Origin of the sequence: Novipirellula galeiformis, from assembly GCF_007860095.1 — a bacterium.
Taxonomy (GTDB): domain Bacteria; phylum Planctomycetota; class Planctomycetia; order Pirellulales; family Pirellulaceae; genus Novipirellula; species Novipirellula galeiformis.
Genome location: NZ_SJPT01000006.1, coordinates 204,884 through 229,617 on the forward strand (window position 1 = coordinate 204,884; position 24,734 = coordinate 229,617).

Consider the following 24,734-nt stretch of genomic DNA (forward strand, 5'->3'; position numbering starts at 1 on the left):
TTTCTTGGGCGTGGCAAGGCTCGTTGCATGGGGGCATGAAAAAACCACGGCCGAGACCGTGGTTTGAGGATCCATTGGATCGATTAAATTTTCCGTTCCGCTCGCAAAAAACGCGTTCGGGAACGAGGTTTCTTAAAAGCCGTATGGGCTGGATTGATACGAGCTGGATTGATATGGGTTGGATTGATAATTGTACGACCCGTAATACGACGAATCGTGCTTGATCGGGCTGATCGCATGGGGCGGTTTGATCTTGTGATCTTTGTCATCATCATCATCGTCCAATGCGACTGCGATCAGACCACCGATTCCCGCTAGAGCCGCAATGCCACCCAAGCCGCCATGGCCTCCACCGCCACCGCCGCCATAACCACCGCCTGAGCTGCAGCAACCATCAAGAGGCGTACCGTAGCCATCGGCCACGATCTCTTCTTCAACGACGATCTCTTCCTCAACGATCACCTCTTCCTCGACACAATGGATCACTTCGGGACACGGCGCCACTTGCATTTCAAAGTAATTGCAGTAGGGAGCACCGTGGCCATGGAGACCAATTAATTTCTGCTTGTCGTCGCCCTTTGCCGCTTTTTGCTGGGCTTCATCGACCAACTCAAACCCTACCAAGCCAACCCCGGCGGCTCCCACAGCAAGCAGCGAATACTCGTCCGCGGCGAGTGCATCCACGCGAAAATTGCCGGTTTCATCCGTCACGGCTCGCGCGATTGTCTTACCGTCCTTCACGATGAATACGTTCGTTAGATTTGCGGCATCCAACACCGAGCCATTCGCACCGGCAAGACGAAGCATGCCATTCATCCCACCATCGCTCTGCATGACACGGAGAAAATGATCGTTGCAAACTCGCTCAGATACTTCGCTTAACTTTTCGGTCGGCAAAGAAACCACCGAGCCCGATAGCTTGGCTGGCAAATAGCGAGTCACCGCCATCTTCACCATCGTGAAATCGATGTTCGCAGCTGCGATTTCCAGTTCGCCGGGGAAGTGGGTGCCAGCAGTGGTTTCCGCATCAAGCACATGCGTTGCAAAGCATGCAAACACGTCCTTGGCCTTCGCGGTTAACGAGTAAACGCCAGGCTTGACATTTTCAATCGCAAATTCGCCAGCGTCGTTGGAGGTGCCTCGCAACACGTTTCCATCGTTATCAAGCAGGGTGATTTTTGCGTCGGCGACCGCCTTTGCTTCCCCATTGACCGACGGCAGAATGACTCGCCCCGTCAACGTTTCCGCCTTCGAAGGCGCAACCCACTGACTAACGGTGAGGTGACTAGCCCCCACCTCAGCCCTTAGCGGTGCACTAGTCAAGGTCGACGCGAGAAGAACGGCAAGTCCTGCTAAGTGGAGTCTCATTTCTGATTGCCTTGGTGTTTTAATGGGTGAGACACAACCAGCCCGACGGATGCATTTCATTCAAGGGGGGCTGGGCAACTTATACGACACTCATCGTAAGCATTTCCAACACCGTGAACAAGCACATAATCGCTACATTTAACATTGCTATCAAATTCCGTTCGATCGCCTGAGGCCCTGAACTGACGACGTTTCAGTCCCAGCAAAACAGCTCTACAGAGGGGAATCAGCTAAATTACCGATCACACCCCGACCAGCCAGACCGACACCCACCCTCAGAAGGGCCGTAAATAACGAGGAAAAGCCAAATTCTCTTTTGCAGGCGAACTTGGCGGATTTTTTCAAGACACTTATGATTCTGGAGCTCCTCGGTCGGTAATTCTCTCCATCATCGCCGCGTGGCAAGCGGTATTTTTTTTCTCCACGAGGGATTCCTTGTCCAGCCCTTTTCGCCCCCCCGCCCCCTTAGCCGCGGAAAAAGGCGTCTTCGGAGACCACGCAACCCTGCGAACAAGACGGTTTCTGTATCGCGTGATCGAGTTCCGGCGGCCCTTGCTTGGGACTTTGGTCTACAGCGGTTGGTGGTTCCGCCAGAAGATCGAGATCAATGGCAAACAGGTCTGGTGGAAGGTCAGTTGGTTGAACCTCAGCCGAGACGTCTCGTTTTCCATTCCGGCGAGCGCCTACGCTCAAGAAGCGACGGCTCGCGCGGGCGACAGCGTGCCTGCGCTCAACGCATCGCAGGCCCCCCCATTGCAGTCCCCCCCATCGCAGGACCATGGCACCGCAACGAACGGACCGATCCAAGGGCGAATCGAGATCCAGTTCACACGTGGATTACGAATTCGACGTTTCCGGATTTGGTTTGACGGGACGATTGCCTATGACGAAATCGACTGACCGCCCCCCACGTTGCAGTAAAGCGTCAACCAAAAGGCGTGCTCGCCATTTGGTTTTTCGTTTTCCCAATTGAATTTCGCTGTTTCTATTGGATTTCGACTTCTATTGGATTTCGACAATCACTCCAGCCGGTCCTGCGTTGAGCACCAACGAGTTGCCAATCATCACCTGTTTCTCCCAATCGCTATGGATGTGACCGCAGACCACCAATCGCGGATTTCGCGTTTCAACGATGCTGCGAATGGATTGGCTGCCGCGAATGCGCCCTTCGCTATCGTGGTCAACGCTGTCGATCGGAGGTGAGTGGACAACGAGCACCCCTTGATGGGGACAGTCCGCGAGTAGTTCAGCGGCCTGCGTCTCATCGAAGTCGTAGCTCCAATCCCCAAACGGGGTTACAGGAATACCGCCGCCGACTCCCCAGAAATCGATGCCCTTGATCGAGCAGCCATTGCCATGCAAAACCGTGGCACGGTTCCAGCCTTTTGCCGCAGCGGTCAATTCCTCAGCGGTCTCGCCATTTCCCGGGACCAACACGGCTGGTTTTTCGATCTTGGACAAGATGTCGAGCGTGTCGGAGATCCCACGGTGCTGTCGGGCAAAGTCACCTGCGCCGATCACAACATCGACCCTTTCGGCCATCGCTACCAATTTTTCGGCCGCGACGGTATCACAATGAAGGTCGCTAAAGCAAAGGTATTTCATCGTATTTTCCTTGGTCATTGCGTCGCCACGCGATTCTCGTGGCCTGATCAATCAAACGTCGCCACTCGCAAACACGACGAGGGTGGGCGTGTCGAAACCAACCTTGGCCTAAGCTTGATCGGCTGTCGATGGCCAACTTCTTCGCTTTCGTGTGACCGATGATCAATGCTTTTCCGCGTGAGGCGTTTTTCCGGCGAAGGCGCTTTTCGGGCAAAGGCGTTATTCCGGCGAAGACAATGTCTGGCAGGTCATTTTTCCAGCGTATGCGTTTCGAGTGCATGTTTTTTCCGGCGCATGGGAGCAATGGGGCGAGTTCGCTGCCGCCGGTGCCGCCACCGTCGATGATTTCCGGTTTGCCCGAACAGCAAGGTTACCGAATGCCGTCACAGCAACTAAAGTGACGGTTGAACAAATTCGACTGTGATTTTTGAGTTGGCATGCCTGAACCTCTTTCCGCTAATTTCCGCCGCCCCCTGTTATTGCTGATCGCGATTGCGCTGTTGGTGGGGAGTGCTGCGGTATGGTGGTGGGGTGACGAAAGTAGCGCTCGCTTTGCGGCGGCGGCAATGGGACGGGTCGGGCTCGTGCTCGCTGCGCTGTGGTTAGCGTGGCCTTCGCTTCGTCGCCCGGCGCGATGGTTTCCACCGGCGGTGGCGGTTATCGGGGTGATCTCGTTAATGGTCTTGGCGGCACAGCCGAGATTGATTTTTGCGGTAGTGCCAGCGGCCGGAACGTTGATCACAATCACCATGTTGGTGCGAAGCTTTCGCGGGCCCCCCAAACGCTGAGCGTCCCCTCCACCTCATTTCTATCCGCAGAGAAATCGCGGCACACCGTCCCGTTGGAGGACACCTTCCCGTTGGAGGACGCCGTTTTTCCGGGCCCATCACAACTCGACGCGTCAGCGAGGCACCGAGCCGAGTGCGAGGCGTTCCGTCGGACAGAGGCGTTCCCCCGGACAAGCGCGCGAGGCAGGGCGATTGGGGGATTGTCTTTTTTCTGGGGGGGCCACTGTTTCACACTACTTTCGTTCGGTTTCACACTACTTTCGTTCGGTTTCACGCTGTCTAGAGCTCTAAATACGCTGCCTCGAGCACTGAATAATCGGAATCGGCGCCAAAATTGGAAAAAACCTACCTGACCCGCTGCGAAATAGCCGAAACAACCAGCAACACCGGTCTGATCAGATCGGTCGGAGGATCAGTTACCAGTGACGGTGACATCCTATTCCTTGTCGCATCGGGCGACTGGGCCTCCGGCTGGTTATTCGCATCGGAGCGATTTAGCACTGTAGGGAGGCATTTCCATGCGACGGACGTATTTCGGATTGGCGATTGCCACGATAGCAGCCTTGGGACCAATGCAGGTCTTTGGCGGCGATCGAGAAATCGCTCAGCAAATTATTCAACGGTTGAAAGTTAACCGTGACTCAGGAGCGTTGAAGGATTTCTCGCTCGACATGAAGGTCGAACAAGGCGTCGTGTTGTTTCGCGGCAACGTCAGCCAGTCGGCCCAAAAAGATCTCGTATTGATGACCGCTTCGGGCATCCAGGGGATCAACGACATCGTGGATGAAGTGACCATCAATGGTCAAACGGTGTCGGCAGAAACGACGACGGCAAAAGTCGTCAAACCAGTCAAAAACGTTGCCATTGTGGCAACGGAACCGGTGATCGAAGCGGGTGCAAAGGATTCGAAACCGGCTGTAGCCGCGAAATCGAATCCCAAGCCTGCGAGCGAATCGAATTTCTCGTTCAGCAAGGCGTTGGCGGCAAAAGCAGCCACGATTCGCGAAGCGACTCAACGCGAAGAGACGGTCGTTCAAGCCGACTTGCCTCGCTTTGAGGCCCCAGAGCAGATGCCGGGCGAGGTTCGTCCCACCGCCGCGGTGGAATTGAACGCTTCGCCGTTGCCAAGCGGCGACGAGCAAATTGTTTCGTCGGTCGTCAGTGCACTCGGCCAGGCCCAGAAATCGGGCCAGCTACGTGGCTTTGGCGTTGATGTAACGAGCAACGGTGGGATCGTCCAACTCAAGGGACGCGCCGCTTCGGATGCACAACGCGATGCAATCGTCCAGATTGCCGAATCCACTCCAGGCGTCACGGGAGTCCGCGATGCGATTGAAGTCGCCGCAACGCTGCCGCGTCTTCCCAAGCCCACCGTGGCTCAAGCCGCACCGGTCGCGCCAGCCGCTCCCATGCAGACTCGTATGGTTGCAAACCAAGGGCATGCCCCCGCGATGGCAGTCCCCTATCGCATGAACCCGCAACAACAGGTTCATGCGGCACAAGTGGGTTACGGTGCAATGCAGGGAGCCCCGACCATGGGACAACCCGTTCCCATGGCTCCGTATACCGGTGGAGGAGCACCTCGCTATGACTCGCCGAACTTGCCAAATTACGCTTGGCCAGGCTACGCAGCTCACCCAAACTACGCTGCATTGACTTATCCACAGCAGTACAGCCCATCGGCATGGCCGTACATCGGACCGTTCTACCCTTATCCGCAAGTTCCTCTTGGATGGCGTAAGGTCAGCCTTGAATGGGACGACGGCTGGTGGTTCCTGGACTTCACCGATCGCTAAGCCGATCGACCGCTGGGCATGGAACGCCTCGCCCATCGCACTTGCAAAGAAGCTCGTGAAACAGTTCGCTGTTCACGAGCTTTTTTCGTTTAAATATCGCTGACTTTTACAGGTACTCATTCCGCCTTCGCGGTGGTGCAGCTCCGAATCCTGCGTCGATCGCCCCCGCAGCGTTCGAGAGCGCGCGACCGAGGCGTATCGTTTCGGGACGCTCCGCCCCCGCCTCTGCTTTCTAGGTGCCGTTTTCTAAGCTCGGGCTGCTCGATTGAGGGCTGCTCGATTGAGGGCTGCTCGATCCGGGGCAGCTGGCCCTTCGTTTTCGATCGTGGAGAGAGCCGCAGCTTGTTTTCAGACGTTTTAAAGGGGATTAACGGACCGGATACGCCTGATCACTCGACTCCCAATCCTTGCGGACGCGTTTCTTTTTGTCCGATTTTCGGATCTTTCGGATTTACCCGCAAGATCCTCCCAAGTTCACACGATACTACCATTACGCAGATCGCTAGTTGCGATCGATCGTAAAGGAAACCACGGAAGGTTGCTCGGATGAAGACTCCTAATTCAACACGCGTACGCACCACAAACGGCGATGTCGATCGTGTGGCAAGTGTTGCCAAGAAAACGCACGCCCCATCTATCGCATTGGGGCTGATCGCAATGATGGCGATCAGTTCAACCGGATGCTACGGAATTGGAGGCACCAACTATAACCTTGGCTTCTTGGCCTATCCAATCCCGGTGAGTCCTTACTTCCAACACAAGCAAGAAGAGAAGTTTTGGAAGAAGGAGCGTTACGACCGCGTTCCGATCCTGGGACCAACCACATCGGGTGGCACCCCCGTGGCGCTTGACCCGCCTAGCGACGACGAAGTGATGCACGCACTCGAGTCGGCCCGTCCGGCTCAAGGTGGCGTTCCCCTGCTGTGGGAAACCCAACGCAACAATGTGCGGATCATCAAAGAAAAGATCGCCGATTACATCGATCCGCCCCGTTTCTATCCGCTGATCGGTCCAGCACAACTGCACCACGCCCACTACAAGTGCTCGATCTACTTCGACGAAAAGACCATCGTCGGATACCCGGTTCCCCACACGCTGCATGACCGAGAAGTGATCGAAGTGGTCTACATTGACCACAACCACTTCCACATGGTGGGCGACGTCGAACCCTACACGACTCCCAACTTGTAAGCGTCCCCTCGCCGACGCAACCACTCCAAAAGGCTAGCCACACGGCTAGCCTTTTTTCGTTTGGAGCCCCAGCGAACTGGAGACCCAGCGAATTGGAGCCCCAGGCAATCGGAGCCCCGGGCAATACGAAAACGCGATCCCGCTAGCGGAAAACCTCCTCCGCACCTTCCGCATGACACGGTTAAAAACCAAGCAGGACGGAATTGACGAATTCTCGCATCAGCGATCGTAACGGCGATTCCATCCGCCATTGACTTCGATCACTTGGCTGGTCACGAACGTGTTTTCAGGAGCGGAGACAAATGCGATGGCTCGGGCAATGTCAGCGGGAGCCCCCCAGCGGTTCATCAACGATTCGTTGCGTGCCCGGGCATCCCAATACTCGCTGGTGGTATGTCCCCAGGACGTTTGGATCCATCCCGGGGCAACCACATTGACCCGAATTTTGGGCGCGACGGTCTGAGCCAAACTTTGGGCGAATGCGGTGATCGCAGCTTTGACCGGGCCGAACATTTGCCCGGCGTCACCCTCCATGCCCGCGGAGGATTGATCCCAACCGATGAATGCCATCGAAGCGGGCAACTCAAGCGTTTGCTCGGACATTCTTGAAACCACCAAGCGGCTGAGATGGATCGTGCCAATCACATCCACCTGCAGCAATTGGTTGAGTTTCTCGCCAAAATCCAACGCGGCGAACTCACCTGTCAAAACATCCACACCGGCATTGTTCACCCAGCTGTGAATCACGCCAAGTTCGTTCCAACATTGATTGGCAAACGCTTCGATGGCGGTGAAATCCCCCAAGTCGGCAGCCAATAGCACCGGCTGAGCACCGAGCTCGCCGCATTCACGCGCGGTTTGCTTGGCCCCTTCGAGGTTGCGTCGATAGTGAATCACGATGCGATCGACACCGCGGCGCGAGAGCTCAAGGGCTGTCGCACGCCCAATACCACTGGAGGCCCCAGTGACCACTGCGTTGGTACCACAAAATTCTCGATTCCGCTCCACGACCCCTCGCTGCCTTTTCATTTAGGAATTTGACAAACTCACGTCGATGCGGTTGTGGATCGGATAGCTGCGTGATGCTGAGATCCTACGACAATGCCTCGTGTCCCTTTCGCCACAGCTGCCCCTTTGAATCCCCCCGGCTAATGAATCCCCCCGGCTAAACGCCTCCGCGATTTCCACGCTTCCCTTGGTTGGCGTTGGAGGTGGTTGGCATTGGAGATCATTGGAGTAGCTCGAGAATTCGAACACGGCAACCGAGTGGTACGTTAGTCATGGGGACGATCCGTTGTCAGGGGGGGGGCGAGTTGAGAAGCACCAAAGCGTCTCCCCGGCTGCCGCAAATCGGATGGCACATCGCCCAGGGGTGACCAAGTTTTCAGGCCGCTGCCAGCGGATTGCCAGCCCTTGGTTGCTGGCTCTAAGGTGCCTTGACCGCGACGTTTCTCTGTTTGCAGCGAGAGGGGATCGAGCGTAAAACTCGCCCTAAAACCGGGACACCAACGGTTGGGTGAACAGCCATACACACCCGAATTCCCCTTGCTAGCTTGCACGGTAAAAGTTGACGCCAATATCAGCTCGCCCTTGCCGTATTTACCCTAATCCGGCTAATCTTCTGAGATAGACGAATCATTATGGACTCGCACGAAAACATTGACGCACGAAATTAGCGGTGCGATTACGGGTTTGCCCAGTAATAGAGTAATAGAAAGAGAATTGAATATGTCGGACTCAAAAACAGTCGCCCAGGCCGAAGTCGATCAGCAGCTCGGTGAATTGGTTCCTCCGGAGACCGAGATGGATATGGATACGGCGGAGACCCAAGAGTGGCTCTCGTCACTCGACTATGTGCTGAAGAGCAAGGGTGCCGATCGCGTTCGTTTCTTGATCGAGCAACTTCGCGACCGAGCTGCCGAGGAAGGCATCCAATCGGCCCAGGACACCAACACCCCTTACGTCAACACGATTCCGGTCAAAGACCAACCGGCCTTCCCGGGCAACCGAGAGCTGGAACGCCGCATCAAGTCGATCGTTCGCTGGAACGCGATGGCGATGGTCGTGCGAGCGAACAAGCGTCCCGGCGGCGTTGGCGGACACATCAGCACCTTTGCATCGAGTGCGACGCTTTACGAAATCGCCTTCAACCATTTCTTCAAAGGTCGTGGTGAAGACGGTTACTCGGGTGACACGGTTTACTTTCAAGGGCACGCTTCACCTGGGATGTACAGCCGTGCGTTCGTCGAAGGTCGATTGACCGAAGAGCATCTTGAGAACTTCCGTCGCGAGCTCGCGCCCGGGGGCGGCTTGTCAAGTTATCCACATCCCTGGTTGATGCCCGGATTTTGGGAATACCCAACCGTCTCGATGGGACTCGGTCCGATCATGGCGATCTACCAAGCGAGATTCAACGAATACCTTCGCGACCGCGGCATCAAAGACACCTCGGGGCAACGCGTCTGGGCGTTCTTGGGTGACGGGGAATGCGACGAACCCGAGACGCTCGGGGCGATCGGTCTAGCGGCGCGTGAGAAACTCGACAACTTGATCTTTGTCATCAATTGCAACCTGCAACGTCTCGATGGCCCGGTGCGAGGAAACGGCAAAGTCATTCAAGAGCTCGAGTCGATCTTCCGCGGTGCGGGGTGGAACGTCATCAAAGTCGTTTGGGGTGACGATTGGGATCAATTGTTAGCCAAAGACTCGACTGGCTTGCTCGCCAAACGCATGAACGAAGTGGTCGATGGCCAGTACCAGAAGTACACCGGCATGCCCGGCAGCTACATTCGTGAACACTTCTTCGGCAAATACCCAGAGCTGTTGAAGTTGGTCGAGAACTACTCCGACGAACGCCTTGAAAAGATGCGTCGCGGTGGGCACGATCCTGAAAAGGTTTACGCGGCCTACAAGATGGCGACCGATCTGAAGAACGGGAAACCGACCGTCGTGTTGGCCAAGACGGTCAAGGGCTACGGACTGGGCGAGGCGGGCGAGGGACGCAACGTTGCTCATAACCAAAAGAAAATGAACGAAGAGGAGCTGCTCGAATTCCGCACGCGGTTCGGCATTCCGATCAGCGATGAAGAGGTCGGCAAGGCGCCGTTCTACAAGCCACCGGCGAACAGCCAAGAATTGAAATACATGCAAGAGCGTCGCAAGATGCTCGGCGGCCCTGTGCCAAGTCGTCCCACCGAGCACCCCAAGATGGAAGTGCCGACGCTGGACGACTACAAAAAGCTAATCGGCCGACTCGAGGACAAGAGCTGTAGCACGACGTTTGCAGTGGTGCAAACCTTGATCGCGCTGTGCCGCGACAAGAAGATCGGCAAGTACATGGTGCCCATCGTTCCCGATGAATCGCGGACCTTTGGGATGGAAGGGATGTTCACCCAGTTCAAGATCTACGCTCACGCCGGTCAATTGTACGAGCCCGTGGACTCCGAGATCCTCGCCTCGTACAAGGAGTCTCAAGACGGCCAAATTCTCGAGGAAGGGATCACCGAAGCGGGCTCGATGAGCAGCTTCAACGCTGCCGGAACGGCTTATAGCGCCCACGGCGTCAACATGATCCCGTTCTTTATCTACTACAGCATGTTCGGCTTCCAACGGATCGGCGATTTGATCTGGGCCGCCGCGGACATGCGAGCCAAGGGATTCCTAGTCGGTGGAACCGCCGGTCGCACCACGCTTAATGGCGAAGGGCTTCAGCACCAAGACGGACACAGTCTGCTCAATGCCATCGCGTTCCCGACCGTGCGTGCTTACGATCCCGCGTTTGCCTACGAGGCGGTCGTGATCATCCTGGAAGGTCTGAAGCGGATGTACCAGGATGGCGAAGAGTGCATGTACTACTTGATGAGCGAAAATGAAGAGTACTTGCACCCCGCGATGCCCGCAGGTTGCGAAGAAGGCATCATCAAAGGAATCTACAAATTCCGCAGCCGTGATGTGCAAGACGCCAAGGCACGTGTGCAATTGTTCGGCAGCGGTGCCATTCTCAACTGCGTGTTGAAGGCACAAGAGGTGCTGGCCGAAAAGTACAACATCGCCAGCGATGTCTGGAGCGTGACCAGCTACACCCAATTGCGTCGCGAAGCGGCCGATTGCAGTCGCTGGAATATGTTGCACCCGACCGAGACACCACGCAAAAGCTACCTGGAAGAACAACTCGAGGGCGTCGAAGGCCCCTTCATCTCGGCAAGCGATTACGTGCGAGCGTTGGGCGAACAACTGCAACCTTGGATCCCAGGCGACTACTTCGTGTTGGGGACCGATGGCATGGGACGCAGCGAAACGCGGGAATCCCTGCGTCGACATTTCGAAGTCGATGCGGAATGCATTACCTTCTCAACCCTCAGCCGACTTGCCAAAGCAGGCCTGTTCACTCCTGCGGAACTCGCCGATGCGATCAAGGACCTGGGCATCGACCCTGACAAACCCAACCCCTACTTTGCCTAGTCCGAGGCGCCGAGCCCGCGGCAACGCGCCGCGGCGACGTGCCGGAGGTAGCATTCGTTACAAACATCCCACTGAAATCTGCTTACAGAAACTCTTTTATGGCTACTGAAGTAAAACTTCCCGAACTGGGCGACGGCATCGAATCTGGTGACGTTCTGGAAATTTTTGTGTCGGTCGGCGACGTGATCAGCAAAGGGCAAGACATTGTCGAAATGGAAACTGACAAGGCGACCGTTCCGGTGCCCGCGTCCGTCGGCGGCAAGGTCACCAAGATCGTTGTCAGCGAAGGCGACTCGGTAGCGATCGGAGGCGTGCTGCTGGAAGTCGAAGCGGAAGCCGGAGCAGCCGAACCCGCTCCGCCGGCTGCAGCCCCAGCACCCCAAGCAAAGACGCCCGAAGCAAAACCAGCCGCTACACCGGAACCGAAAGCGGAGACCCCGCCACGGGCCGCTCCAGAAAAACCGGCTGCCCCGGCTCCAGCATCAGCCCCAGCTCCAGCATCAGCCCCAGCTCCCGTTCAAGCCCCCGTGGCGGCTGCCAGCCCCGCGGCTCCGGTTGCTCCGGCATCAACGAATGAAATCATCCCCGCCGGCCCCGCCATTCGTCGCTTCGCTCGCGAAGTGGGAGTGGACTTGAGTGCCGTTCGTGGATCCGGAGATGCGGGACGCATCACACGCGAGGACGTCTTGGCGGTCGTGCGTCAAGCCAACCAAGCGGCGCGCAGCACCGGCAACTCCGCTCCCGCTTCCCCAGCAGCAGAGAGCAAGTCTGCTTCGAGCGGACAACCCTCGGTCGCTGGCGACGCAAGCTCCGATGACTTCGGCAGTGTGCGTGTCGAACGCATGAGCAAGATTCGCAAGACGATTGCCCGCCAAATGCACACCAGTTGGTCGACCGTGCCGCGCGTCACCAATTTTGATGACGCCGACATCACCGACCTCGAGCGGCTCCGCCAATCGAGCAAGGATGATTACGCGGCTCAAGGTCTGAAGCTGACCACGATGCCCTTCTTGATCAAGGCAGTAGCGACCGCACTTCGCCATCATCCCGGAATCAACGCCGTGATTGACGAAGAAAACGAGCAAATCATCTACAAAGACTATGTCAACGTTGGCGTCGCCGTAGACACCGACCGAGGCTTGGTCGTCCCAGTGATGCAGAACACTGACCAACGAGGCATTCCTGAGATCACTCGCGGACTAGCCGAAATGGCGGGCAAAGTCCGCGGTGGACAATTTGCCGTCAGCGACTTACGCGGCGGCACGTTCACGATCAGCAATCTCGGAGCCATCGGTGGCCAATACTCCACCCCGATCGTCAACGTTCCTGAAGTGGCGATCTTGTTGGTGGGCCGCAGTCGCAAGATGCCTGTCGTCATGCCCGACGACAGCATCAAGCCCCGTTTGATGATGCCACTAAGTCTGTCCTATGACCATCGACTCGTCGACGGCGGTACCGCCGCACGATTCTTGAACGATGTGATCGGATACCTCGAAGCACCGAGTCGCTTGCTATTGGCACTCTAACGCCATTGGCACCCTAGCGTTATTGACGTCTGTAGAGTCAGCATGGGGACGCTTCCCCGTGCCGGCACCGGTTGCGATCCAACCCATCGACTTTTTAGCGGCGCGAGCCGCCCGGTGGGCAGCGAGTAAAAAGAAGTTCAAAAACACCGAGCGGTTTGCGGCACACCGCTACAAACGCCGCCCGGTTCGCGTCCCAAAGCAGATAGCACTGAGCACGAGGCCCGGTGCAGAGCCCACGCTCGACCCCGCTTGCCGGTTCGGGCGACAAGCTTGCCGGTTCGGGCCACCCGTGCCGGTTCGGGCGACACGCTGCAGCGAGGCGACGGCGTCCCCGAGGGGGGATCGCCATTTCCGGCGTGTTGGCTGACGGGCCCGCTTGGCTACTCGCTGGCGACGTTCACGAAGACCTTCAACGCGTCCTTGTCCTCGACCAACAACCGCATCATTTCCTTGTAGTTATCGAGCCCATCGACAGGATTGGTGAGGATTTTTTCCAGTACGCCTGGGTACATCATCTCACCCAAGGCCAGGTCGCGAATCCCCATCTCAAAGTGATTTCGGTTCGCATTGACGCTGCCGAGCAACAGCTTGTTCCCGAGCACGAACTGCAGGTTGATACTATCCGATGGGACTTCGATTGTTTTGTCGCCACCGGTAATGCCGGTCCACACCACCACTCCGTTATGCCCCAAGTGCTGCATCGACTCGAATGCCAATTGGCTACTGCCGGTCGCGTCGACGATCAAGTCGGGCTTGCCGGTAACCTTGACAAGCTCTCCCATCGATGTCTGGCGAGTGCTAACGTAGCTTGCTTCGAGTCCCGAAACGATATCTGCTTTTAGGTTCGGCGTTTCGCCACGGGCGAGCGTGTAAACCTCCAAGCCACGCAGCTTCAGGATCAAGGTCGTCAACAATCCGATCTGGCCCGCCCCGAGGACATAAGCAACCTGGGGACGCCAGACCTTCATCCGATGCTGAGCCTCGTAAGCTTGGTGGACCGCCTTTGCTGCACAACTCATCGGCTCTTGCAAAACATGCAAATGCTTCAGTCCTTGCGGGACACGAACGATGTACTCCTCTTCGTCGACGAAGTACTCCGTTAGGTAGCCGTGCCGCAGGTTGATGCCGCGCTCGTAGTATTCTTCCTCGCTGGTCATGTCGTTGGTGCCGATCATGTCGTAGATCGAACCGCCGGGACGGCGCACCGTTGCGGTCACATAGTCGCCTGGTTTAACGCGCCGCACATTTTCACCGACGGCTTCGACGATGCCGAAGCATTCGTGGCCGATGACAAGGTGCTTGTCACCGGTAGGCGCATTGCCGTACAACGCGTCATTGATTTCGCGGTCCGTTGCATCGACGCCGACCTTTAGGACTTTCACTAGGACTCCTAGCCCATCGGGAATTTGGTCCAAGCTCGGTTTCGCGATTTCTTCGAGATGCACGCTATTAGGGGTGCCTGGCGTGACTGCAACAGCCTTCATGATTGACTCGATCAGAGAGGATAGGGTTCAGGAGGGTATGCGACGTGCGATAGCATTTGTATGCTTTATCGCTTTTCCAAGCGACAAATCGTAACAGTATCCGACAACATTGCTTAGGGGACTCGGGTCGGATAACGCTTCCTTCTTTGCTCTCAAAGCGACCCCCAAAAAGGCTTTGACGACCTTTAAATCCCCCTTGGATCCATTTTTCGCAACGGTGGTTGTCAAAAATGCGTTTCCCTCTAATAATGAGAGCGTCGCAGCGGCACTCCGTGCTGGCCGTGAACCCCCGGTCGATGTTCCCTTATTCAAGTATTTCATGACATCCCCTTCCTCCTCCTCGTTCCAGATCGGCGATCTTCGGTCGGTGGATCGAGAATTGCTGATGGCGATGCGAAGTGGGGATACCTTTGGAATCGGTGATTTAACGGAGCAGCTTGGCGTGACGGCGACCGCGATTCGTCAACGTATCGAACGGCTACTTGAATCGGGCATGCTCGAGCGAGAGAAGATCGTTGCGGGACGCGGACGGCCGACGTACCAGTATCGATTGACCGTGCGAGGGCATCGTCGAGCGGGTGCAAACCCGACCGAACTGGCCGAAGCGATGTGGCAAGAGATCTTAGCGATTCAAGACGCCAACGTTCGAGAGCAGTTGCTCACGTCCGTTGCCAATCGGTTAGGTCGTCAATTTGCGTCGCAGGTCGGCCGTGATGGCAGCGAGGATCAATCGTTCGAATCACGCATGCAAAAATTATCAGAGATGTTAACGGATCGGCAAATCACCAGCGAGATTTCGCATGCGGGTGATCTACCGGTGCTCGACATCTGTGCTTGCCCTTATCCATCGCTGACTGACACATCGGACGAACGTGCGATGTGCCGACTTGAAGAACAAATGATTTCCGAGGCGCTCGGTCGCCCGGTCCACCTCAGCAGTTGCCGACTTGATGGCGATCAATGTTGTCAATTTGCCGCCTCGACGCCCTCGTCGGACTCGGCAACTTAGCCAACAACGCGACCTCCATTTTGCTCGACAACGTTTTCCTTTCTCCCCTTTGAACTTTTGCAACCAAGCATGACACACGTACTGCAAATCAAAAACCTTCACGTTTCCGTTGGCGACAAACCGATCCTTCGAGGCGTCAATCTGACCATCAATCACGGTGAAACTCACGCGTTGATGGGGCCCAACGGCAGCGGCAAAAGTACGCTTGGTTTGGCGATCATGGGGCACCCCGGATACACCGTCACCGAAGGCTCGATCACGCTGGATGGCGAAGATGTATTGGCGATGGCGCCGGACGAGCGAGCTCGCGCGGGGATCTTCATGGCGTTCCAGCGTCCGATGGCAGTCCCAGGTGTGAAAATGGCCGACTTCCTGCGTCACGCCACCACCAACGTCCGACGCCCTGACCGCAAGGAAGGCGAAGAGCTGATCCCGATGCGTGAGTTCCGTAAAGAGCTGAAGGAAAAGATGGCTCATTTGCGGATGGACGAAGAGTTCGCCCGCCGTTATGTCAACGACGGTTTTTCCGGTGGCGAAATGAAGCGTGCCGAGATCTTGCAACTCGCCATGCTCCAGCCCAAGTTCGCGGTCTTGGATGAAACCGACAGCGGGTTGGACGCCGATGCGGTCCGCTTGGCGAGCGAATCGATTGCCGAAATCGGGCACAAGAAAATGGGCCTCTTGATCATCACTCACCACGACAAGTTGCTTGAGCACAACCCGCCTCAATACACCCACGTGATGCTCGGTGGACGCTTGGTGGAAACCGGCGGCAGCGAACTCGCCGAGGAACTGCATCAACACGGTTACGACCGTATCCGCAAAGCCTATCCCGAAGCGGAAGCGGCGAACCAAGAAATGCTGGCTGAAGAAACCGCGGTCTAATCGCAGCTTCGCGGCGCGGCCTGAACGACAAAACTCAACTCTGAAATCTGAATAACGTTAGGAAATACGATGTCCACTGATGTGACCGAAAAGTCTGACATTGGCGAAATCAATAAGTACAACTTCCGCACCGAAACGACCGGGGTCTTTCGTGCCGAGAAGGGATTGAGCGCGGATGTCGTGAATCAAATTTCCGACATCAAGAACGAACCCGACTGGATGCGTGAGTTCCGTTTAAAGTCGCTGGCGACGTTCGAAGCACGCCCGATGCCCAAATGGGGCGGGGCGATCGACATCGACTTTCAAGATATCTACTACTACCTCAAACCGACCGATCACCAGGGCAAGACCTGGGATGACGTTCCGCAGGAAATCAAGGATACCTTTGACAAGCTGGGGATCCCCGAAGCGGAGAAGAAATTCTTGGCGGGGGTGAAGGCTCAATTCGAAAGCGAAGTGATCTACGGATCGCTCGAAGAAGACCTTGCCAAACAGGGCGTGATCTTCACCGACACCGACACCGCGGTTCGCGAACATCCCGATTTGCTCCGCGAATACTTCGGGAAAATCATTCCTCCGGAAGACAACAAGTTCGCCGCGCTCAACAGCGCAGTATGGTCCGGTGGTTCATTCATCTATATCCCCAAGGGCGTTCACATCGAATTCCCGTTGCAGGCGTATTTCCGCATCAACGCCGAGAGCATGGGCCAGTTCGAACGAACCTTGATCATCGTCGATGAAGGCGCCAGCGTGCATTATGTCGAGGGCTGCACCGCTCCGATGTACAGCACCGAAAGCCTACACAGCGCGGTCGTTGAAGTGGTCGTTAAACGCAACGCGCGTTGCCGTTACACGACGATCCAAAACTGGGCCAACAACATTTACAACTTGGTCACCAAGCGTGCCTATGCTTACGGCGATGCCACGATGGAATGGGTCGACGGTAACTTGGGCAGCAAGTTGACGATGAAGTACCCCGCGGTCCATATGATGGAACCTGGTGCTCGCGGAGAAATCCTATCGATTGCGTTCTCCAGCGCCGGCCAACATCAAGACGCAGGGGCCAAACTGGTCCACTGTGCTCCTAACACCACTGGCCAAATCATCAGCAAGAGCATCAGCAAGAACGGCGGCCGCAGCAGCTACCGCGGCCTCGTTCGCGTCGAACCCGGAGCACACAACAGCAAAAACAGCGTTGTTTGTGATGCCTTGATTTTGGATCCGGAAAGCCGAAGTGATACGTATCCGTACATCGAGGTTGCCGAACAAGATGTTCAAATCGGTCACGAAGCCAGCGTTTCGCGGATCGGCGAAGAGCAAATGTTCTACCTGCTCAGCCGCGGGCTGACCGAACAAGAAGCGAGCACCATGATCGTCAACGGTTTCATCGAGCCTCTCGTCAAAGAGTTGCCGATGGAATACGCGATCGAAATGAACCGCTTGATTCAACTTCAAATGGAAGGCAGTGTCGGTTAACACGCACTTGCGAACCTCGTCGTAGCCGAACTCGCCCGCCATTGAGTTTCCCCCGCGACACTCCCTCGGCGGGCGTAGCGAGCTACATCGCTCTCATTCCACCATGCGGACTCTTGTTTATCGATCCGCTACAAGCCAACTTAATTCTGATGACGCAAACGACAACAATGACTTTCGATCAAGCCGGTTTTGATTCCTTTCTGGCTTCGCAAAATGAGCCTGATTGGTTGACCGGACTCCGGCGTGATGCGTGGCAGCACTTCAGCGCGATGAACTGGCCCGATCGACGTCACGAAGAATGGATTCGCACGGACATTCGTGCCTTCCAAATCGGGAAATACGGATTACCCGCAACCGAAGCACGCCCGGTGCCAGCCAACGCACAACTGCTCAGTGGCGTTGACCTGGGTGGGGCGATTGAAACCGTTGATAGCTATATCGTCTCCGAAACCCTGGACGAAGAACTGGCTCAAAAAGGAGTCGTCTTTGGAAGCTTGGCGCGAATCTGCGCTGAGCATCCCGAATTAGTGCGACCGCACTTGTTCACGGCATTCGATCCCGACTACGACAAATTCGCGGCATTGCACGCGGCATTTTGGTCGGGAGGCCAATTTCTATATGTCCCACGCGGAGTGGTGCTCGACAAACCGTTGCATATCGGTTCAATGCTGACCGATGGCGGTACCGATACGACCCACACCTTGATTGTGCTTGATGAGGGCGCCGAAGCGACCGTGTTGCACGAATCCAATGGAGCGACCGAAGAGTCCGGTGGGTTGCAGATCGGAGCGGTCGAGGTGATCCAAAAAGCGAACTCACACCTTCGCTACGTCAACCTACAAGAATGGGGGTACGGAACGTATCAATTTGGACACCAAAAAGCGTTGGTCGGAAAAGACGCGACGCTACAGTGGACGCTCGCCGCGATGGGATCGCTGTTGTCAAAGGTGAATCAGTCGGTCGACTTGGTTGGCCCGGGTGCCAATAGCCAAGTCAACGGAGTGATGTTCACCCAACGTCGTCAACACCTGGCCTACCACACCCTGCAACACCACCGCGCGCCAAGTTGCCATAGCGACTTTTTGTACAAGTCCGCCCAACAGGACAAGAGCCGCACGGTTTGGCGTGGCATGATCAAGGTCGATCCGATCGCCCAGAAGACCGATGGATATCAACGAAACGATAACCTCGTCTTATCGGAATCTTCGCGTGCCGACTCGATCCCAGGACTCGAAATCGAAGCGGATGACGTTCGTTGTACTCACGGTAGCACGACCGCCAAGGTCGACGAAGAACAGATTTTCTACGCCCTTTGCCGTGGTTTCACCCGCAAGGAAGCGACACGGATGATCGTCAGTGGATTTTTCCAGCAGATTTTTGATCGCATCACGATTGAGAGCGTTCGCGATGCTCTAGGAGCTGCAATCGCACGCCAAGTTCGTGAATACGAATAGTCTACAAAATCCGCTGCGTCTGGTACAATTCGTGGCGGCTTGACGGCGCAAGACTGCTGATCAATTGTCCACCCGCTTGTTTAAAACTTTCTTCGAATAGGTAGCGATCCCCATGGCATTGGCTGAAGACAAAGTTCGCGAAGCACTCAAACAGGTCATTGACCCTGAGCTTTACGTGAACATTGTGGACCTCGGATTGATTTACGAAGTTCGCATCGGTGACGAGAAAGAAGATGGTCGTCACGATGTCGAAATCGACATGACGATGACCAGTCCGATGTGCCCAGCCGGCCCTCAGTTGGTCGCGGGAACCAAAGGGGCAGCCGAAGGGTTGGACGAAGTGGAGACGGCCGAAGTCAAGGTTGTCATGGATCCGCCTTGGTCACCTGACAAGATGACCGATGACGCGCGAGACCATCTTGGCATTTTCTAGTCGATCGAGCGAGCAGCGAGCCTACGGTTTCCATCCTCATCGGGCGGTGCATCTCCGATGCGTTGTCGCGATAGGGCCGAAATCGTCTCCCTCTCATTGATCACGCCACTCATCCGAGCATTAGCATGCGAATTTTTGTGGGCGAGTTTGTCAGCGGTGGCGGTCTCGCGGAAAAAGATATCCATAAAATCCCAGCCTCGTTGCGCCACGAGGGGGCCGCAATGCTGCGCTCAATCGTAAGCGATCTTTCAGAGTTTGCGAGCGTTACGGTCCCATTGGATCCCCGTTTCGACATCGAAGTGGATGCGACGGAAATTGTTCCGATGCGTGCCAATGATTCGTTTTACGGCCAATGGGTCTCGGCTGCTGAGAACTGTGATGCCGCATTGATTGTCGCACCCGAAAGCGATGGGATCTTGGCGAAGTCCGTCGCGATGCTTCGCGCCGGAGGCATTGACGTGGTTGCGGGCAGCGGCGATTTCCTGCGCGTGGCCAGCGACAAAATGCAGACCGCAAAGTGCTTGTTGGCGGCCGGAGTCGCACACCCGCTGTTCGTCACCGTGGCAGATGATCGCTACGAACAAGAACTGCAGCAATTCGATCGTTTTGTGCTGAAGCCACGCGATGGGTGTGGAACGCAGAAAATTCGCACCTTTGACTCCTACGACGAAGCACGGGCGGAGTTGACCGATAACCTGATCCTACAACCTTGGATGCCGGGTCGTGCGGTCTCGATTGCGCTGATTGCATCGGGTACCCAGTTGACGCTGTTGCCCGCCGTCAGCCAGGACCTCGACCGCAATACTTGCGAATACGCTGGAGGCCAAGGCCCCTTGGACGGCGAGTCCCAGCGACGCGCCGCGGTATTGGCCTCACGCGCGATCGCTGCGATGCCTCCCACCGCGCGGGGATTCGTTGGCCTCGATTTGCTGCTGGGCAACTATTCCAGTGAAGACTATGTCATCGAGATCAATTCTCGTTTGACGACATCTTATGTGGGATTGCGTCAGATCATTCATGGCAACCTGGCGGCTCGCTTGTTTGAGTTAGAAACGGGCCCCGTCTCTTGCAATGCTGCGGTGGACTCCGTGCGTTGGACTCCATCGGGAACCGTTTGGATCAACGACTTGGTGACGGAGCAAGCGTGATCGTCGGGGTCGACATCGGCGGCGCCAACCTTAAATTTGCGGACGAATCCCAACGTGCCCGATCGCGTTTCTTCCCAATTTGGCGGCAGCCCGAATTGTTGAAGGATGCACTTCGCGAATCACTGGCGGCCTTTCCCGAGGTGACTGCGCTCGCCATCGTGATGACCGGCGAGTTGGCGGATTGCTTTGTTGATCGCGCTGAGGGAGTCGATCACATCACCGCCCATGTTCATCAAGCCGCCGCCCAGCTCGGCATCAAATCCTGTTACTTCTACGGTGTCGACGGAGCGTTTCGCCAACGCGTCGGGGTCGAGGACGTTGACTTGTTAGCAGCCGCCAATTGGCACGCATTGGCGAGCTTTGTTGGACGGACGATTACGGCCGATGCGTTATTGATTGACGTCGGTTCCACCACCACCGATATCGTTCCGATTCGCGATCGAGTCGTCGCTACCAAAGCAATGACGGACTACGACCGTTTAGGCGAAGGGTCGCTTGCCTATATCGGTTGCCAACGCACACCGGTTTGTGCGCTGTGTTCGTCGCTGCGGTTTCAAGACCGTTCGGTTCCGGTCATGAACGAAGTGTTTGCTACGATCGATGACGCGCGAATCGTACTTGGGTTCGAGCTAGAGTCGCCAACGGATTTCCAAACCGCGGACGGCAAACCACGCACCAAAGAATTCGCCGCAAATCGGTTGGCGAGAATGCTCGGACTCGATCGCCGCCGTGTCTCGCTGCAGCAAGCGACTCACATTGCCGACCAAGTCATTCACGCCGCTCGAGAGAGGATCGCGGACTCAATCCAACGCTTACTCGCAACGCAGTCGTTTAGGCCCCAGGCGTATGTGATCAGCGGTCATGGAAACGATCTCTTAAGATTGCCTGATGATCAGGAGGTGATTTCCTTGGCTGAGCGTTTGGGACCCGATGTCTCTCGATGCGCTCCTTCGTATGCGGTCGCAATGCAGCTAAGCCACGGTTTTGATCAACGACCTACGGCCCCCTTCCATGCGTAGAGCCATTCCATGCGACGAGTGATCAAAATCGGTGGTAGCCTGATGACGCATGAGGACTTGGTCGAGCAGTTACCGCGATGGCTCGATGCGATTGCCCAAGAGGATCGTTGCGATGCGGGGCCGACCGAAACTCTGTTGATCGTCGGTGGCGGCAATTTGATTGAAGCCATTCGCGAATGGGATCGTCTGCGACCTTCAGATCTCGTGAAGACACACTGGCGATGCATCGAATTGCTGCAGCACACGTTTGAAATCATTGGGGAATGGTTCCCATCATGGCCGCAAATCGATTCGCGACATGGCTTTGATGACACCCTCAAAAATGGATTCTCCAACACCGTGCCAACGCTGGTGGCGGTCCGCAGCTTCTACACTCCCGAGCATGACGGTGGGTTGCCGCAAGATTGGCGAACCACTAGCGATTCGTTAGCAGGAATGCTTGCCAATGAATCAGCCGCCGACGAATTGGTTTTACTGAAGTCGTGTGTGATTGATCCCACATGGAACATTGCGGAGATGGTGGATCGCGGCGTGGTTGACCCTGCTTTTTGCCTCTTCACCAATCATCCGTGGAAGCTGCGCGTCGTGTCGTTTTGAGCTTCACGGCCGTGGCGCCAACCCGCCAAGGCTTGCGGCGTAAACCGCTTCACCAAACAATGACCGTTGCGGAGCTTCCCTCCCCTGAGGAATGATTCAAAAACAACCTCCTCCTCCCCTTTCAGAATCGCGAGATTGATGATGCCCGATTTCAACGAATTGACTCCCGAAGAAGCCTACGTTTTGCTGCAAAAAGGAACGGAGCGTCCTGGGACCGGTAAATTACTTGATACCGAAGCCGAGGGAACCTACATCTGCCGCCGCTGCAATGCGCCGCTGTATCGCTCGGAAGACAAATTCCATTCGGGTTGCGGGTGGCCCAGCTTCGATGATGAAATCGAAGGTGCCGTACGACACGAAACCGATGCCGACGGACGCCGCACCGAGATTCTATGTCAAAATTGTGGCGGTCACCTTGGCCACGTCTTTCAAGGTGAACGATTGACGGAGAAGAACACTCGGCACTGCGTCAACTCGCTATCGATGCGTTTCATCGATGCCCACCAAGAGGTCCCTGCAACAATCAAAGCTGATGACGGGCGTGCCTAGCGAAGGACTTGCCAAGCGGCGGCGTCGCTGTCACGCGGCGCGTCTGTCAAGCAACGGGCGCACCTGATGAGGAGCGGGTTCGACATCCGCGGAAATTGAATCGCCCATCAATCGGCTTCGGATTTTAAAAGCAGCCGAGCGCGGATGCGGTTACCGTGTTCCTGGATGTCACCCGAGGTCTTATAGAGTTCGACGGCTTGCTCTTGTTCATCGAGATGTTCGATCGTCCGGCCCAGGTTGTAGCGAGCCGCGGGGACCCAATGCGACAATTGCGAATCATCGAGAACGCGTTTTCGAAACCACGTTTCGGCGGTGTCGTAACGGCCGTCGTCATACTGAATCAAACTTAACCAATAGGTTGCCGTCTGCTTGCCCAGCCGGATCATGTTTTGAGCTTGTTGTACTTGTCGATCATAGAGCTCGGTAGGCATCCCCAGTTCTCGCCGAATACCGTAGGCCATTTGAAGGTTAACGTCGATCCGTAGATCCGCGATCTCAAATTCCGGTTTGCGTTGGCTTAAGTAAAGCGGTCTCGCACCTTCAATATGATTTTCATCGTCGCTGTCGAACTCTCCGTGTAGATGCCGCCAACGGGCCAAGGAAAACAAACGAGACGACTCGACATTCGCATCCATGATCGCCCAACGCGAGTAGTACCAAAACCCGAGCATGGGATCACGCTGCGCAGCCTGCTCAAGCGCCGTGTGATAGACCTCAGCAAGCAGCGGCACGTCCCAGATGCGGACGCCGGCGATACCGGAGGCCGCGTCAAGCTTGTGGGCAATTTCGTCAACGTCACTGTAGACGGTCATCCGCCGATCGCCGGTCAGCCGCGACTCTAAATGCTGCATCCGTGAACTCATCCCAACCGGCAACACATTCAGCAGTGCAATATTTTGCTGAACCTCTTGTTTGCTAAACGGGTAATCAAAAAATCCGGGGATATTCAATCGACGCATCACCGAAGCATCGGTACGCGCGTCGGCCAACGTGGCAATTCCCACTTGATTCGGTCCCGGCACAAAAACCCCCAGTGCCGGTTCGAACAGGTAAACGTCGGAACCGATCAAAACGCCAACCGCCCAAGGAGCAAGTTCACCGGTCTCCGCCGAAGGAACGGCCAAAAGTGCGGCGGTGACCCCCGCTTGTCGACATAATTGAGTAAACACCCCGGTCCGCTGGAGTGCGTCTCCGGTTCCGCGCCAAACCGTCTCGTAATCGGTTTGGCGATAACCGGCACCTTGAAAAACCATCCCCAGTGGCATTTCGGGAGGGGTGAGTTGCATTCCTGGGGTCGCCATGAACGGCTCAAGTGCGACGTTGCGCACTGTCCAGTCAAAGAAACGACATGCGCTACGCAACTGATTCGCGTGGCTTTCCCCGAGTTTGGTTTGTTGTTCGGCCAACCAATTTTCCAGCAGCGGATCGTCGCTTCGCGGAGAATCGATCCACTTTGCAATCGCGCCAAACAAATAGGCGTCGCGCAAATGGCTGATATCCGAACGCACAAAGCGATCGCTCAAAAGAAGCTCATCACGACTCGCTACGGGCAACCGATCGGCAATCGTTTTAAAGAGTGCTGGCTTCGTCGCTTGCTCAGGCAACGGTGCCGATTCGAGCCAGCGATTCAAATGGTAGCTGATTTGACGCTGTGACTCATCTGGATTCAGTTCGATCAAGCGGGTCAACAAACGGTGGACTTCGCCAAGATGGTCCTGCTTGGTTTCGGTTTGCAAGCGAGCTTGTCGCTGAACCTGGATCTCTTTGACGACCGACGCATCGTCGCCACACCCCGCGACGCCCAGCAGCACTGTGCCCAACAGCACTGTGCCCAACAGCACCGTGCCCAGCAGCCCTAACGATGTCGCGTCTGAATGCACGGCCCAGAGGGTGAACGGGAGAGTTCTGGATCGCAGAGGCGAGCGATTTCGTGAGGCCATAGGAG

At 56.2% G+C, this 24,734-nt stretch carries 20 protein-coding genes; 15 read left to right on the forward strand and 5 right to left on the reverse strand.

All coding sequences use genetic code 11. The features are described 5' to 3' along the window. Positions 1 to 132: 132 nt before the first annotated feature. Positions 133 to 1,368, reverse strand: coding sequence for a carboxypeptidase-like regulatory domain-containing protein (locus tag Pla52o_RS27000; protein WP_197169313.1), 1,236 nt, complete (start codon positions 1,366 to 1,368; stop codon positions 133 to 135). Between the two features lie 435 nt (positions 1,369 to 1,803). Between Pla52o_RS27000 and Pla52o_RS17380 the strand changes: the two genes are divergently transcribed. Then, the gene (locus Pla52o_RS17380) at positions 1,804 to 2,268 is read left to right on the forward strand and encodes a hypothetical protein (RefSeq protein ID WP_146595890.1); all 465 of its coding nucleotides are present in this window, start codon (positions 1,804 to 1,806) and stop codon (positions 2,266 to 2,268) included. Between the two features lie 102 nt (positions 2,269 to 2,370). Here Pla52o_RS17380 and Pla52o_RS17385 read toward each other — a convergent pair whose 3' ends face one another. Next, the gene (locus tag Pla52o_RS17385; protein ID WP_146595891.1) at positions 2,371 to 2,973 is read right to left on the reverse strand and encodes a metallophosphoesterase family protein; all 603 of its coding nucleotides are present in this window, start codon (positions 2,971 to 2,973) and stop codon (positions 2,371 to 2,373) included. A gap of 437 nt (positions 2,974 to 3,410) precedes the next feature. Between Pla52o_RS17385 and Pla52o_RS17390 the strand changes: the two genes are divergently transcribed. From Pla52o_RS17390 to Pla52o_RS17400, 3 genes are all read left to right on the forward strand, one after another. Next, a complete protein-coding gene (locus Pla52o_RS17390) occupies positions 3,411 to 3,761 on the forward strand; it encodes a cytochrome d ubiquinol oxidase subunit II (protein WP_146595892.1) in 351 nt (116 codons plus the stop codon). 518 nt (positions 3,762 to 4,279) lie between these two features. Then, positions 4,280 to 5,557: a BON domain-containing protein gene (locus Pla52o_RS17395; protein WP_146595893.1), complete on the forward strand. Its 1,278-nt coding sequence runs from the start codon at positions 4,280 to 4,282 to the stop codon at positions 5,555 to 5,557. A gap of 657 nt (positions 5,558 to 6,214) precedes the next feature. After that, complete coding sequence (locus Pla52o_RS17400; RefSeq protein ID WP_315852963.1) at positions 6,215 to 6,748, forward strand: hypothetical protein; 534 nt, start codon at positions 6,215 to 6,217, stop codon at positions 6,746 to 6,748. A 219-nt stretch (positions 6,749 to 6,967) separates the two neighbouring features. On the opposite strand, the gene Pla52o_RS17405 is transcribed toward Pla52o_RS17400, so the two are convergent. Continuing rightward, entirely contained in the window at positions 6,968 to 7,777 is an 810-nt protein-coding gene (locus Pla52o_RS17405; RefSeq protein WP_146595894.1) for an SDR family NAD(P)-dependent oxidoreductase, read from the reverse strand. Between the two features lie 699 nt (positions 7,778 to 8,476). Between Pla52o_RS17405 and aceE the strand changes: the two genes are divergently transcribed. Continuing rightward, the gene (gene aceE, locus Pla52o_RS17410) at positions 8,477 to 11,209 is read left to right on the forward strand and encodes a pyruvate dehydrogenase (acetyl-transferring), homodimeric type (RefSeq protein ID WP_146595895.1); all 2,733 of its coding nucleotides are present in this window, start codon (positions 8,477 to 8,479) and stop codon (positions 11,207 to 11,209) included. 98 nt (positions 11,210 to 11,307) lie between these two features. Beyond that, positions 11,308 to 12,735, forward strand: a complete 1,428-nt coding sequence (locus Pla52o_RS17415; RefSeq protein ID WP_146595896.1) for a 2-oxo acid dehydrogenase subunit E2 — start codon at positions 11,308 to 11,310, stop codon at positions 12,733 to 12,735. Positions 12,736 to 13,115: 380 nt separating this feature from the next. On the opposite strand, the gene Pla52o_RS17420 is transcribed toward Pla52o_RS17415, so the two are convergent. Next, complete coding sequence (locus Pla52o_RS17420) at positions 13,116 to 14,231, reverse strand: glucose 1-dehydrogenase (RefSeq protein ID WP_146595897.1); 1,116 nt, start codon at positions 14,229 to 14,231, stop codon at positions 13,116 to 13,118. A gap of 307 nt (positions 14,232 to 14,538) precedes the next feature. Here Pla52o_RS17420 and Pla52o_RS17425 point away from each other — a divergent pair, with 307 nt between their 5' ends. The 9 genes from Pla52o_RS17425 to Pla52o_RS17465 all read left to right on the forward strand — a co-directional run bounded on the left by Pla52o_RS17425 (position 14,539) and on the right by Pla52o_RS17465 (position 22,789). Continuing rightward, positions 14,539 to 15,228 carry a helix-turn-helix transcriptional regulator gene (locus tag Pla52o_RS17425; RefSeq protein WP_146596038.1) on the forward strand — a complete coding sequence of 230 codons (690 nt, stop codon included), beginning with the start codon at positions 14,539 to 14,541 and terminating at the stop codon, positions 15,226 to 15,228. Between the two features lie 69 nt (positions 15,229 to 15,297). Then, complete coding sequence (gene sufC, locus Pla52o_RS17430) at positions 15,298 to 16,113, forward strand: Fe-S cluster assembly ATPase SufC (RefSeq protein ID WP_146595898.1); 816 nt, start codon at positions 15,298 to 15,300, stop codon at positions 16,111 to 16,113. Between the two features lie 69 nt (positions 16,114 to 16,182). Then, complete coding sequence (gene sufB, locus Pla52o_RS17435) at positions 16,183 to 17,589, forward strand: Fe-S cluster assembly protein SufB (protein WP_146595899.1); 1,407 nt, start codon at positions 16,183 to 16,185, stop codon at positions 17,587 to 17,589. A 149-nt stretch (positions 17,590 to 17,738) separates the two neighbouring features. Continuing rightward, complete coding sequence (gene sufD / locus Pla52o_RS17440; protein WP_146595900.1) at positions 17,739 to 19,043, forward strand: Fe-S cluster assembly protein SufD; 1,305 nt, start codon at positions 17,739 to 17,741, stop codon at positions 19,041 to 19,043. Positions 19,044 to 19,155: 112 nt separating this feature from the next. Further along, on the forward strand, positions 19,156 to 19,476 hold the full coding sequence (locus tag Pla52o_RS17445; protein ID WP_146595901.1) for a metal-sulfur cluster assembly factor: 321 nt from the start codon (positions 19,156 to 19,158) through the stop codon (positions 19,474 to 19,476). Between the two features lie 125 nt (positions 19,477 to 19,601). Beyond that, entirely contained in the window at positions 19,602 to 20,624 is a 1,023-nt protein-coding gene (locus Pla52o_RS17450) for an ATP-grasp domain-containing protein (RefSeq protein ID WP_146595902.1), read from the forward strand. Beyond that, positions 20,591 to 21,643, forward strand: coding sequence for a hydantoinase/oxoprolinase family protein (locus Pla52o_RS17455; RefSeq protein WP_197169314.1), 1,053 nt, complete (start codon positions 20,591 to 20,593; stop codon positions 21,641 to 21,643). The genes Pla52o_RS17450 and Pla52o_RS17455 overlap by 34 nt, the downstream gene beginning before the upstream one ends. A gap of 9 nt (positions 21,644 to 21,652) precedes the next feature. Then, positions 21,653 to 22,240, forward strand: coding sequence for a hypothetical protein (locus Pla52o_RS17460; RefSeq protein ID WP_146595904.1), 588 nt, complete (start codon positions 21,653 to 21,655; stop codon positions 22,238 to 22,240). A 141-nt stretch (positions 22,241 to 22,381) separates the two neighbouring features. Continuing rightward, a complete protein-coding gene (locus tag Pla52o_RS17465) occupies positions 22,382 to 22,789 on the forward strand; it encodes a methionine-R-sulfoxide reductase (RefSeq protein ID WP_146596039.1) in 408 nt (135 codons plus the stop codon). A gap of 107 nt (positions 22,790 to 22,896) precedes the next feature. On the opposite strand, the gene Pla52o_RS17470 is transcribed toward Pla52o_RS17465, so the two are convergent. After that, positions 22,897 to 24,669: a tetratricopeptide repeat protein gene (locus Pla52o_RS17470; RefSeq protein WP_231612440.1), complete on the reverse strand. Its 1,773-nt coding sequence runs from the start codon at positions 24,667 to 24,669 to the stop codon at positions 22,897 to 22,899. Positions 24,670 to 24,734 lie beyond the last annotated feature (65 nt).

Excerpts from the sequence above, each read along its gene's own strand:
- Pla52o_RS27000 (WP_197169313.1), bottom strand. The coding sequence starts at position 1,368 with ATGAGACTCCACTTAGCAGGACTTGCCGTTCTTCTCGCGTCGACCTTG.
- Pla52o_RS17385 (WP_146595891.1), bottom strand. The coding sequence starts at position 2,973 with ATGAAATACCTTTGCTTTAGCGACCTTCATTGTGATACCGTCGCGGCC.
- Pla52o_RS17390 (WP_146595892.1), top strand. The coding sequence starts at position 3,411 with ATGCCTGAACCTCTTTCCGCTAATTTCCGCCGCCCCCTGTTATTGCTG.
- Pla52o_RS17395 (WP_146595893.1), top strand. The coding sequence starts at position 4,280 with ATGCGACGGACGTATTTCGGATTGGCGATTGCCACGATAGCAGCCTTG.
- Pla52o_RS17400 (WP_315852963.1), top strand. The coding sequence starts at position 6,215 with ATGATGGCGATCAGTTCAACCGGATGCTACGGAATTGGAGGCACCAAC.
- Pla52o_RS17405 (WP_146595894.1), bottom strand. The coding sequence starts at position 7,777 with ATGAAAAGGCAGCGAGGGGTCGTGGAGCGGAATCGAGAATTTTGTGGT.
- aceE (WP_146595895.1), top strand. The coding sequence starts at position 8,477 with ATGTCGGACTCAAAAACAGTCGCCCAGGCCGAAGTCGATCAGCAGCTC.
- Pla52o_RS17415 (WP_146595896.1), top strand. The coding sequence starts at position 11,308 with ATGGCTACTGAAGTAAAACTTCCCGAACTGGGCGACGGCATCGAATCT.
- Pla52o_RS17425 (WP_146596038.1), top strand. The coding sequence starts at position 14,539 with ATGACATCCCCTTCCTCCTCCTCGTTCCAGATCGGCGATCTTCGGTCG.
- sufC (WP_146595898.1), top strand. The coding sequence starts at position 15,298 with ATGACACACGTACTGCAAATCAAAAACCTTCACGTTTCCGTTGGCGAC.
- sufB (WP_146595899.1), top strand. The coding sequence starts at position 16,183 with ATGTCCACTGATGTGACCGAAAAGTCTGACATTGGCGAAATCAATAAG.
- sufD (WP_146595900.1), top strand. The coding sequence starts at position 17,739 with ATGACGCAAACGACAACAATGACTTTCGATCAAGCCGGTTTTGATTCC.
- Pla52o_RS17445 (WP_146595901.1), top strand. The coding sequence starts at position 19,156 with ATGGCATTGGCTGAAGACAAAGTTCGCGAAGCACTCAAACAGGTCATT.
- Pla52o_RS17450 (WP_146595902.1), top strand. The coding sequence starts at position 19,602 with ATGCGAATTTTTGTGGGCGAGTTTGTCAGCGGTGGCGGTCTCGCGGAA.
- Pla52o_RS17460 (WP_146595904.1), top strand. The coding sequence starts at position 21,653 with ATGCGACGAGTGATCAAAATCGGTGGTAGCCTGATGACGCATGAGGAC.
- Pla52o_RS17465 (WP_146596039.1), top strand. The coding sequence starts at position 22,382 with ATGCCCGATTTCAACGAATTGACTCCCGAAGAAGCCTACGTTTTGCTG.